We start from the raw sequence: 11,971 nt of genomic DNA, 5'->3' as shown, positions 1-11,971 counted from the left end.
TAAAACAGGGAGGGTTACAATAATGCCGTGGCAGAAAGCTTCTTCCAGTTATTAAAACGTGTGCGTATTCGTAAAAAGATCTATCCAACACGAGAAAAAGCGCGGTCAGATATTTTCGACTACATCGAGATGTTTTATAACTCTAAACGTCAACACGGTCATGCCAATGGAATGTCTCCATTAGCCTATGAACGTAATGAGATTTACAACTAAAAAAGTGTTTAAGGAATCTTGGTCGATTCAATACATGACCAGTCGAGGGAGATGCAGTTTTTTGCTTCTTCGTTCTAACTGGTAGCCCTTATTCTGGTACCATTTTTTTATTTTGAAAAATCCACTGTTTCTAGCGTATTGGAAACCTTGTCAAAGTCATGGTGCTAGTTTAGGTGGCAAGGCTACAATCAAGAAACGAGAGAAAAATAAGCGCTTAATAAAAGCGCCAGAATCAAATTTTTTGTATATGCAAATCGCCCTTAACTAAGATTTTTAAGCAAAAGAAATCTCAAAGCACTTTTAACGTGCCAATAAAAATGTTTTGAAAACAAGTTTCTATTAGCATGTGCGGCAAAATGTACTGCTTTTAAATCAGGCATGTATACAACAGGATTACCGAGAAGATAACTTCTGTAGCAGATATCTATATCCTCACAATACATATAATAATTTTCATCAAATCCGCTGAGTTTCTTGTAGTGCCCAGATGAAAAACAAAGAAAAGAACCCGCAGCCCAATCAACCCTAGAAGGTTCAGTCAACTCAGACTTGTCAATAATGGATGTATTTCCTCCTCCTAAGAACGACCTAAAAAATTGAAGAAAAGTAGGAAAGCGTCTAATTGAATCGTCAGATACTGTCATAGAATCATCCTTGTACAAGTTAATTGTAGACAGGACCAAGTTGTCTTCTGACATTCTGGATATTAGCTTTAAAAGATTACACTCATCCACAAAAACATCAGGATTCAATACAAGAAAGTAGTCATCATCATTCATATTGAGGTTTTCTAATATATATGAATGCACAAAGTTATTGTTAGCTCCAAAGCCAAGACCATAATGGCTATTAATCCAATGAACATTATCTCTAGCTGATAATTCACTGAAGTCATCATTTGGAGTATTACTTTTAACAATCACTTGAATACGATCGCTTAAAGCTGCTAAACAATTCAAATCATTAATTATTTTAGAGTGGTTATGGGATACAACTGATATAAACAATTTCATTATACTTTCACTACAATACGTTACCAATACTGCTTTCAGTATCTATTTTCGCTAGCCATTTTTGACTATCTTTCAGCATAGCTCAACCTAAAAGGCGTCTAGAAAGTCTGAATAATCACTCATAACTTGTAACAATCAAGTGTGGATAACGCCATCTTTTCCCAAGAAAAGCGCTTGATGTTATTACGTCCATGAGTTGACATCTCTTTGTAAAGGCCATGGTTAGACGAAAGTTCATTCATCAATGTTGATATTGAGCTAACTGAATATGGATCCACCAAAAGATCATCAGCATAATTCGATACCTCTGGCATTGATGATATATTTGAACAAACTACAGGTTTACCGAAGTTCATAGCTTCCAAAATTGGAAAACCAAAACCCTCATAAAGCGATGGAAAGAGAAAACCGAAACAATTGTTGTAAAGATTAGCTAGATCATTATCTGAAACAAATCCAGTAACAACAACAGATGGGTGATTCTGAATTTCAGGGGGTAGCTTATCTTTATTACCGACTAAAACCAGCTTAGTACTCGTACCCTTGGTAGAAACTTCAAATGCCTCAATCAACCTATGAAGGTTTTTTCTAGGATTTATAGTACCAACACTCAACCAATACTCCATTGGCGCAATGCCAAGTTTCGAGTGGAGATTCAAATCGTCCTTAAAGTCAGGAAAACTTTCATAGCCATTATATATAACTGAAGTGCGATCTTTACAACCAGGAAAGTATTCTTCCAAGTCTCTTCTTGTAGAATCAGATATACATATTATAGAATCTGCTTCATCAATGGAGTTCTTTAAAAGAAACTTAAAATAGAGCTTGGTTTTCCAGTCAAAACACTGTGGAAGTTTCAAAAATGCTAGATCATGAACTGTGATAACCTTCTTCCCGGCTACAACTTTCTTAAAAGGCAGTATGAAGCTAGGTGCATGAAATACATCCAAATCACATTTAGATGTGAGATTAGCCAATGTCCAAGACTCCCATTGTAGTTTTGACAACGAGGAAGGACACGATTGAGATGAGGATATATTTACCAATTTCTTAGAACTGATTTCAATATCTAAATCTCTTTGACTGAAAAGATCTACTCGCTCAATATTCTCGTCATTAGAAAAATACTTCGCCATCTCTAAAGTATATCTTTCAATACCGCTCAAGCCATATTCTAGGCACCTTGCATTTATACCTATTTTCATTCGATTAAATCTCTAAACTTTGAAACTACAAACTCTGGAGAGAAGTGCTTGTCAGAATAATTTTTCAGTTCACCTAAATACTCTCTCCGGTTATTTTCAACTTTATCTACTATTTTCATTAATGAACAATGAGTATCATCACGAGTCAAAAATAAAGCCTCACTAGACAAGCAATATGATGCACCTATATTTTCAAATGACATAGGTATAACATCATAAGATAAAGCTTCCAAAAGAGTTAAACCAAACGTTTCCTCTAATAAAGACAAGTTCAAAAGGTATAAGGAGCTCTGCAATAGTGGTTCTTTTTCTTTTTGATCTAGTATAATTTTCAAATTATTTGGGCAATCTGAAATGTATTTTTCAAGCTCATCATTATCAGCCAAGTCTTTATTGGTAAGTAAAATAAATGATTTCTCTGGATTTAACAGAGCAAGTTCTCTTAGTACATATATCCCTTTGTCTCTCTTAAAGTTAGCTATCATCAAGAAATCGTTTGATCTGATTGAATTACTCTTAGAAGTTTCTTTGTGAAAAATGTTAGGTAGGCATATACCATTAGGATAAACCGAACGCATCAACGGATTAACTACCCACAAGCGCTTATTAAATGAGTTTACGATTTTAATCACTGCCTTTTGAATAAAGCCTTTTCCTATATCCACTTCATGGATGTATAGAATTTCGTTAGACTTAAACAGTGGACTTAACAATCCAAACCTAACCGTGAAATAAACAATGCAATGATATTTACTATATGCCTTACTTATACGGGCATAAGCATTCAATAATATTGCCGGATTTTTTCTACATTCAGGGATAATCAAGTCTGGTTGTATGTATTTGCCTTTCGGGGCACAAACATCTACCTCATAATGCCCCGTTGACTCAAGGTGCTCCTTGAGAGTTACTGCACTGATCACTGAACCAGACAATTCATTACAAGGTAATACAAACAATATTTTATTAGGCATTATCTACTTGTTCTTTTTATATAGGTGCTTAGTTTTAACTATACCTTGAGGAGCTATTTTTCTTATCGACTGTCTTATTTTTCCGTCAATCATAAGCAATTTGTCGACAACTTTTTGTTCCGGTCGTCCACGAAAAGTCGTTACGTGAAAAGTATCAGTGGGCTTCATCGACGAGTCAGAAAAATAATAGTTAGAAACACAGGTTCTTATATTATTAGTCTGGATTGGACTAACCGAATGCCAAGAGTGATTGTGAGTTGCCATTACCACTAGTCTATTGAACTTGCTCTCAATAGTAATCTGCTGATCGTCAACTCCATTAGGCCATAATTCGAGATTTCCGCCATTATCCACAACCCAATCCGGTGTTGTATAAAACAATAAATTGAAAACTCGCCATTTATTACGGTCTTTTTCATGGGAGTTATCCAAATGAGGGTTTAGATACTGTCCTTCTCCCATTAAAGAAATTCCGCCAGCATACAAGTGCTCATCTGGTGTTAACTCTCCATCGAAACTCGTTATTTCCTTAACCAGTTCAACCACTTTTTTATCTTGAAACGCGTATATAGCCTCTTCAAGAATAGGGTTGTACTGGTCCATCTGAGCTGCAATATATTTATATTCTCTCAGCGTTTTTTTCAGCTTCATCGTTTCTGGCTTTGGGAAACAGCTGTAAATCTCTTTGACAATCTCATCGGGAAGTAAATCATCAATGTAGAAGTAGCCAATTTCATGTGCTGAATTTTGATACAGTGATTTAAGCTCAGGTAAATTATCTTCGAGTTTTTTAGAGATAATCTTTGATAACTTAGCTCTATCCATGTCTATTCTCCTAAAAATGAGTTTAAGTTTCTCCACCAAGAAACGGCTTATAAAATACGGGATTATAGGCTTGCTCTTTTCTACTCCCTATCACTTTGCCAGGGACTCCAGCAACAATTGCATATGGCGGAACATCTTTGGTGACAATAGTTCCTGCTCCTATAACAGCTCCTTTGCCAACGGTTACGCCTGGCATTATCATGGTTCTAATACCTAACCAACAATCGTCTTCAATTCTAATACTTCCCGGAACCAAATCAAAACTAGAAGAGTTATGGTCATGTGATAAGGTTAAGAGAAAAACTTCCCTAGAGATTGAGACATTTTCTCCTATATATAATCCACCTCTTGCATCTAAACGACACTCCGGGTTGATCACAGTTCCGGAGCCGATTTGCAACCCCCTTGCGTGTCCATATACTTTATTTCCGATATGGACTGCTGAACTTTTAGAAATATTAGCACCATAAAAACGAACTAGTAAAAAATGGCGAATACTATAAAATGGAATCCAGCAAAATATATAGTTCCAGAGGAAGTACTTAATCCCTCGCAAGTAAAAACTAAAAGCTCTAACCATTGAGAATACCTTTAATTGCAATTACCGTAGCTTCTACTGCGTTAAATTCTCTACTGATACACATTTTGTTGACTAGAGTAGTGCGAGCTTCACTATCATTATCAGGGTTATCCAAATATAGTTTAATGGAACTAATTAATTCATTGTCGGTATATGCTAAAGATGAAGCATGACAGTCAACGACTTCTTTGTAATGTGTATAATCATAATAACGCCTTATAGAGCCCTCATAATCGGGATTTTTCATATCGATAGCTACATTAATTACTGGTGTATCAAACCAAGCAGAATCGATTGCTATAGTAGATGCTACATTCAAAACGATATCACTGTGCTTCATTGTTGCACCTAGATGATATAGGTTATCGTTGTTTGGTTTCCAAGATTGAAGTGAGCTATCTGGCTTAGAACCATATTCATCAACAAATACGATGTCAGATTTTGATAAGTCTGAATAATCTGTATCATCCATAGGATGAGGTCGAATCAATATATTCAATTCCGGCAATAAGCCTTCAGAAACAGCTAAAATTATAGTATTAACTATTTCTTTGTGACCAGATCCGTAATATACCCTTGGTACTGTCGCAATAGTTATGAGCGGGAGTGACTTATTTAGCCCAAGTTTTTGGAAAAATGTGTCTCTACAACTTTCTAGAACCGCTCGATAGATATCATAGGTTGGAACGCCAGTCACACTGACAGACTCTTTCTTGTATCCGTGATAGTGCATTGCTTCGTTGAGCAATACATGATTCCAAACCAACAGATGGTCTATATTACAAGCGAATGGTCCCTTAGCTGTTAAGTTATCCCAACTATAAACAGGTGATAAAATCGGTATACTTTTTTGATTAGCTTCAAAGCAAAAAGGGATATCGGCCACTTTTTGAGATGGCGTAGAAGTGATCACTACATCAAATTTATTCGCTTTAAACATCTGAGATATTTCTTGATTAGAAAAAGCCCACCGCCCAAACTTTTTAAGGACAAACTCAGGTATAAGTCTACAAAAATAGTTTACTATGTCATATATGAGTGAGTTATTCGCCTCGTTTTTAATATTCATAGTCTTAGATAACCTTTTAGACTTTCTTCTTCTAATTTGAAGAAAAGCCTGCATCGGCTTACTGACTTGAACCTGAGGCAAACAAGAAATAATGATATTTTCATTCTGAGCATATTTTTGTGTAGCCATAGGTAGCAATTGTTCTTGGACTACCAGAGTCAAGCGACAGTCGCTTTCATTAACTAGTCTATCAATAATGCCGCTCTGAACTAAATATCTATAGTGAAAGCCATCAACGATGGTAACTAAAACTGATTTCATTTTTTAACTTCAATATGACGGATAAATTCTGGCCAAAACCACTTTTCATCAACAGGAGTAAGTGACATTCCGTCTTCACTCCATCCACGCGCCACCCAACTTACGAGCTCGTCTCTCGAGCGATATGGCTTCATTCTTTTTTCTACTAAAGCATAAAAAACCTGCTTTCTGATTAGCCTATCTATATCTAAATGGTTAAAGTGAAGAGAAACCAAAGTATCATCATTAATAGTTTCACCTTGAATTCCGCTAGGGAAGCCTCTACCTAAACTAGGCTTAAAGCGTTCACCTCGAACAACTCTCTTAGCGACTTTCTTAAGCAAACCGCCTCGTCCATCATCCCATTTTATTGATGCTGATGCTCTAACTAAAACTGGATTCAACGTAGTTTCAGCTTTTGCATCAAACCTAGGTGAGTCAGTTCTATAATGTGTAAGTGATTTCCAAGGTGATATTTTTCTGAATCGATACATACCAGCGCTATCATTAGACATCATATCTTGCAACCTATTTGCAAACTCCGGCTCTAACATTTCATCGGCATCAGTATATAGTATCCATTCAGCTCCCTTACTCAGAGCCATGTTAGTGATTTTGTTCCAGTCAGCAGCTTCATCAACGTCGTTCTCACAACGTCCACTTTTGTTTTCACAAATCTCTAGTACTTTGGGGAAAGACTTGCATATCTCAACGGTTTTATCTGTAGAGCCATCGTCTAATATGACAATCCCATCCACAAATTCACTTAGGGCATGGAGAGTATATTTGATGACCCACTCTTCGTTTTTAACTCGCATCGCTGCAATAATTTTCATTCTTATCGACCTTTTACAAAAAATGGGAAGATAGATACTAATATCCCATAGATTATATTAAATATTGTAATTGACAGGAAAAAGCTTTCTTTTTCCTCAATAAAAAATTGTGAAAAAACAACTTTAAATATGAGTAATGTTACAGTGAACATCCCCACCAAGAAACCAATGTTCTGAGAAATAGCACTAGTTAAACTAACATTCCGTAATGACAGAAATGGTATACAAAAAGAATAGATAGCTAAGTATGGTACCATTTCTGCGTAGTTAGGATAATAATTTGGTATTAAATTTAAAATCAACTCATTCCCTATCAATACGCTCACTGATACTAGAGAAAATACTTGAATTAGTTTTTTAAACAAGAAACCAGTATCGCTTTTAGTTTTCAACGGATCCTTCGCAAACATAAAAGTCGAGAATACACTCGCACTTAAGTTTGAAACATTAGTAAAAACTAAAATAACTGAAAAATATCCAACTAGCGCAATATCAAACTTAGATTGCATCATCCAAACTTCGGATGTGTGAAACATCGTAAATGATAAAGGCGCAAACAAATTACCAATAGAAGACTTAATAATAACTAGCAGACTTCTAACTTTGCTTTTTAAATATACATATGTCGCTTTGTGATATTTTACTACACTTAAAAAATCTTTAATGAACACTAATGTAGGAATTGCACAAGACAAGACAACCAATGAAACAATAGTTAAGTCATCGTGTGGTCGTATAATAAATATAAGCACCAACATACATATTGGGGATATAAATTGAAATATTGCTAACTTTGTAAAGTTTTTTAAGGCTAAATTTATCGACGTAAAATAGTTGGTTGCTATATTAAACGCTGACAAAGAAAACAATGCGAACCATATATAGAAATAGTTTCCTTCAATTGGTAAAATGTTGGAAAGTACTGTAGAGAATAATATACAAAGACTTAACGATAAAAAAGAAATAATGCAGTTAACTCTTTTTATATATGAGTTAATTACATTTTTAACCTGTCCTCGATATACAATTAGCGTCGATGAGTTGAGGGCTAGATACTTACTGTACATTTGAATTGTAAGAATCAATCGCCAGACTCCAAGTTGGGCTGGTGTCAGTATGGAAATCAATATAGATTCGCGTACCAGTCCAACTAGAGACATCCAATATATACTTAGAGAATATAATAACTTAGGCTTTTTCATTTGAATCTAATGAACTCATAAGCTTTCTAGCACAATAATCTTCTGTTTTATGCCACGATTCATAGGTCACTCCGCCGATATGAGGAGTAATAATTATATTTTTACCATTATTTTTAGCTCTCAATAAAGCGCTATCTTTTAAGAAGCCTGAACTATTTTCATTCTCTAATACATCAGTGGCATAACATTTGACATTCTTGAATTCTAACCCTTCGATAATATCATCTTCTTTGACAACCGCTCCGCGCGATGTATTAATTATTGTTGCAGAATCAAGCTTTGAAATCAGAGATCTACTGATTAAATGATGATTTTCTGAAGAGTAATTTATATGAATAGATATAATATCAATGTTTTCATTGAAGAGCTGCTCGATACTATCGAGAAATACCACACCTTCTGGCTCTGATATTGGGCTAGGATCATATGCAAAAACATTCATTCCAAATGCTCTCGCATATCGACATATTTTCTCTCCAATTCGTCCAAAACCCAAAATTCCTATTGATTTACCGTAGAGATCTTGGCCAAAAAACAAATCTCTATTCCACGTTAATGTATCTACAACATGATTTTGAGCGGCACTGATATTGCGATGAGAGTCAATGATCAGGCCCCAGGTTAATTCGGCTGTAGCATAAATTCCACGTAGAAAATCTATTTCACCTTTTAATGAAATAACTGTAATTCCGTTTTCATTGCAATACTTAAGATCAATATGATCCAGACCAGTGCAATTTGTAACAATATATTTAAGATGATTAGAGCAGCTTAATATTTCCTTATCTAATCGATGAGAAAGTCTTAGTATTAAAATTTCAGTATCTAATATTACTCTTTTTAATTCTTCTCTACTCAAATTAGAGCATTCAGAATACTCACCTAATGTTTTGTATATTTTTTTAGCTTCCTCAGAATAATTCCAAGGATCCAAGTTAACAATTTTCATACTTTAACTTATTAATCACAGCTTCTGCTAAGTAAAAATCTAACATTTCATCTATATTTATATTGTAGTGTTCACCGTCAATAATAAGAGGGTAAGCATCTGAATGATGGAAAGATAAGCTATCCAAAAATCTTTGTGTAGTAATGGCATAAATGAGTCCACTACGAATCAACGTCACAGGTAAGTCCTGTCGGTTTAAATGTTCACTCTCTGGCTCAATACAACATAGATTCCCATCAGAAATTCGATACATTCTTGCTGGGTGAGTATCACCAACTTTTCTGAAAGATGTTACAGCTGGATAATTTTCCTGCTCTAGCTTTTCTAAAGCTTCTTTAATGTGTGATGTTTGTCGAAATGGGCAAGTAGGTTGAAGTAAGATAAATGCGTCGTACGTATGACCTTCAAGTTGTTTTCTATCTAAAACATCTTGCACAACAGGTGCCATTGGTGCGCTATCGGATGCAAGATTGTCAGGTCTCATCAGAACACTAACACCAAGTTGCTTAGCTACTAGAGCAATCTTCTCGCTATCGGTACTAACAACAACATCAAGATTTTCACCAACTAACGGCTTTATCGCATCTATGGTGTATTGAATAACTGGAATGCCATCAAGATCTCTAATATTTTTGTCTTTAACACCCTTCGAACCACCACGGGCAGGTATGATAGCTAAAAATTTCATCTATAACTCCAATCGCTTTATATGCTTAAACTCATAAGTCGATAGTGTGTCAGCTATTTTGTCACCAGCATCGCCCTCACCGTATATGCTGTCACCTCTTAGCTCTTCTCTGTCCATGACTAAACCTTCGCTAATCTTACTTTTTATCTCAAACCTGTCATAGCCCGAGAACAAGATATTGGGCCCGATCTCTCGTCCTATTTGTCGATCGCCAATTAGCACACTAGGAACACCTAAATATTCACCTTCACGCAAAAATGATGATGAGTTACCTACTGCACATGAACTATTGTATAAAACCCTTAGATAATCTTCTGGGGTAAAGTTTTTATAAAAATGGAATTTTTCAGCTAAACCATTTTCTCTAAACACTCTAAGCCCTTTAGCAACGTCATCAGCACCTGCATCAGCATTTGGCCACAACGCAACTATTTGATATTTGTCTGTAAACTCTCGAAGAGCGTACAGTGTTTCTTCAATCTGTTTAAAGCCTTGACCATAACTCGTAGTTACTGGATGCTGGATAAGAAGAATATATGGTTTTTCCCAGTCAATTTTATCACCAACACCAGAATACACTTCCATTAGTTCATTATTTACAGACAAGTCACTATTTTCAATCAAGTCCATTGCTGGGCAGCCATGTACAAAAATAGTTTCTTCTTGCTCTGCCATTTTACTTAGCCTCTCACCTGATAACACGGTGGCAGGAAAATGAATGTCTGCAAGTTTAGATATTGCATGACGAACCTTGTCGTCAATATTGCCTGATATTTCCCCGCCTTGGATATGAGCAAGCGGTATGTTCATATAAGTCGCTGCTAATGCTGTCGACATCGTTTCAAATCGGTCAGCAACCGTCAAAACAATATCTGGTTTGAGTTCTGAAAATGCAGTAGATAGCTCGATAACACCTAGCCCAGTGGACTTAGCTTGCGTTAAAAGTGTTTCACCCTCCACGATATAATGAATCGTTTTATCCACATCAAAGCCATCGTTCTTGATAACGTTAATAGCCTTACCAAACCTATCAAGTAAGGCTGATGCACCAACTATTAGTTGCAGTTCTAAATTAGGGTGGTTCTTAATAGAGTCCAATACAGACTTTACTCTTCCATAGTTAGCTCTACTTGCTACTACTGCACAAACCTTTCTTACTTCATTCATCAATATCGCTTCCAGTTATAAATTCCCATTGAGATAGGTCTTTATTCAATTTCTTACCAAGAATACTTTTGTATTGTCCAGCACATATCCCCATATTAGCTGGTTTCTTAGACTCAAGATCATCAAGAGTAATGACGGTACCTGCTTTTAGTGACTTATTTACAGCTAATGACTTCTCAAATATTTTTTTCATTTCTAAAAAGTCTTTGCTAGTACTTTTGTCTACAGGGTTCTGCATCGCTAGATTTAAATAGTTAACACCTTCAACCATAGATTTGAACTCATTTACGTCCAATGAAGATTTAGAATCTGGACCAAACATAGATTTATCAAATACAATATGTGCTTCTATAATCTCTGCACCAAGTGCGACAGCTGCAATTGAAGGGTAGATTGTTGAACTGTGATCTGACAAACCAATAGGATAATCGTAAATACTTTTCAACTCACTAATAACATTCAAACCAAGCTTTTCAGGAGGTACTGGATAGCTTGAAGTACACTGTAGAATACTTATGTCGTTTGTATATTTGCGAAGATGATTTACTGCTAAATCTAGTTCATCTAGTGAGCTCATACCTGATGAAATGATAACTGGTTTACCTGTTTTAGCTACTTTCTCTAACAGTAGTAAATTGGAAACTTCCCCTGAACCAATTTTATACTTTTCTACGCCAACTCGTTCTAATAACTCAACAGCAGCTATCGAAAAAGGCGAGCTAATAAAATCCAAGCCAACTTCTTTACAATGCTTTGCTATCCCATGCCATTGTGTTTCGCTAAATGACATTCTCTGCCAGTAATCATATCTAGAAGCGTCTTCATAACTAAACTTGACCCTAAAAGGCTCATGGATGCTTGATTCTGCTTCAGCTATGTGTGTTTGAAATTTAATTGCATCTGCACCAGTTGAAGCGACTGCATCAATGTAAGAATGCAGTATGCCTAAGCTTCCTTCATGTGCTTGTCCAATTTCTGCAATAACATAGCAACCTTCACCACTAACCAAA

The 11,971-nt window shown here is 35.8% G+C and carries 11 protein-coding genes and 1 pseudogene; 1 reads left to right on the top strand and 11 read right to left on the bottom strand.

Annotated features, from left to right (window positions below; genetic code table 11):
- Positions 1 to 15: 15 nt before the first annotated feature.
- A pseudogene (locus TW84_RS20395) lies at positions 16 to 213 on the top strand (IS3 family transposase); the annotation flags it as partial.
- A gap of 260 nt (positions 214 to 473) precedes the next feature.
- Here the strand turns inward: TW84_RS20395 and TW84_RS20390 are convergent.
- The 11 genes from TW84_RS20390 to TW84_RS20335 all read right to left on the bottom strand — a co-directional run bounded on the left by TW84_RS20390 (position 474) and on the right by TW84_RS20335 (position 11,970).
- Positions 474 to 1,226, bottom strand: a complete 753-nt coding sequence (locus tag TW84_RS20390) for a glycosyltransferase family protein (protein WP_045977459.1) — start codon at positions 1,224 to 1,226, stop codon at positions 474 to 476.
- Between the two features lie 119 nt (positions 1,227 to 1,345).
- The gene (locus TW84_RS20385; protein ID WP_045977458.1) at positions 1,346 to 2,431 is read right to left on the bottom strand and encodes a glycosyltransferase family 4 protein; all 1,086 of its coding nucleotides are present in this window, start codon (positions 2,429 to 2,431) and stop codon (positions 1,346 to 1,348) included.
- Positions 2,428 to 3,405, bottom strand: a complete 978-nt coding sequence (locus TW84_RS20380) for a glycosyltransferase family protein (protein ID WP_045977457.1) — start codon at positions 3,403 to 3,405, stop codon at positions 2,428 to 2,430. Before TW84_RS20380 ends, TW84_RS20385 begins: the two co-directional genes overlap by 4 nt.
- Before the next feature lie 3 nt (positions 3,406 to 3,408).
- Complete coding sequence (locus TW84_RS20375; protein ID WP_045977456.1) at positions 3,409 to 4,230, bottom strand: 2OG-Fe(II) oxygenase; 822 nt, start codon at positions 4,228 to 4,230, stop codon at positions 3,409 to 3,411.
- Between the two features lie 22 nt (positions 4,231 to 4,252).
- Positions 4,253 to 4,810, bottom strand: coding sequence for an acyltransferase (locus TW84_RS20370; RefSeq protein ID WP_045977455.1), 558 nt, complete (start codon positions 4,808 to 4,810; stop codon positions 4,253 to 4,255).
- Positions 4,803 to 6,140, bottom strand: coding sequence for a CDP-glycerol glycerophosphotransferase family protein (locus tag TW84_RS20365; RefSeq protein ID WP_045977454.1), 1,338 nt, complete (start codon positions 6,138 to 6,140; stop codon positions 4,803 to 4,805). Before TW84_RS20365 ends, TW84_RS20370 begins: the two co-directional genes overlap by 8 nt.
- Complete coding sequence (locus TW84_RS23795) at positions 6,137 to 6,955, bottom strand: glycosyltransferase (RefSeq protein WP_052707949.1); 819 nt, start codon at positions 6,953 to 6,955, stop codon at positions 6,137 to 6,139. The genes TW84_RS20365 and TW84_RS23795 overlap by 4 nt, the downstream gene beginning before the upstream one ends.
- A gap of 1,188 nt (positions 6,956 to 8,143) precedes the next feature.
- Complete coding sequence (locus TW84_RS20350; protein ID WP_052707948.1) at positions 8,144 to 9,106, bottom strand: NAD(P)-dependent oxidoreductase; 963 nt, start codon at positions 9,104 to 9,106, stop codon at positions 8,144 to 8,146.
- A complete protein-coding gene (locus TW84_RS20345) occupies positions 9,093 to 9,794 on the bottom strand; it encodes an acylneuraminate cytidylyltransferase family protein (protein ID WP_045977452.1) in 702 nt (233 codons plus the stop codon). Before TW84_RS20345 ends, TW84_RS20350 begins: the two co-directional genes overlap by 14 nt.
- Positions 9,795 to 10,961 (bottom strand): UDP-N-acetylglucosamine 2-epimerase, encoded by a 1,167-nt coding sequence (gene neuC / locus TW84_RS20340; protein ID WP_045977451.1) that lies wholly within the window; start codon positions 10,959 to 10,961, stop codon positions 9,795 to 9,797.
- Positions 10,954 to 11,970, bottom strand: a complete 1,017-nt coding sequence (locus tag TW84_RS20335; protein ID WP_045977450.1) for an N-acetylneuraminate synthase family protein — start codon at positions 11,968 to 11,970, stop codon at positions 10,954 to 10,956. Before TW84_RS20335 ends, neuC begins: the two co-directional genes overlap by 8 nt.
- Position 11,971: the final 1 nt, after the last annotated feature.

It is taken from the genome of Vibrio neptunius, assembly GCF_000967495.1.
GTDB classification, from domain to species: domain Bacteria; phylum Pseudomonadota; class Gammaproteobacteria; order Enterobacterales; family Vibrionaceae; genus Vibrio; species Vibrio neptunius.
The sequence above is the reverse complement of the archived record's forward strand: the minus strand, read 5'-3'. Positions and strand labels throughout refer to the sequence as shown.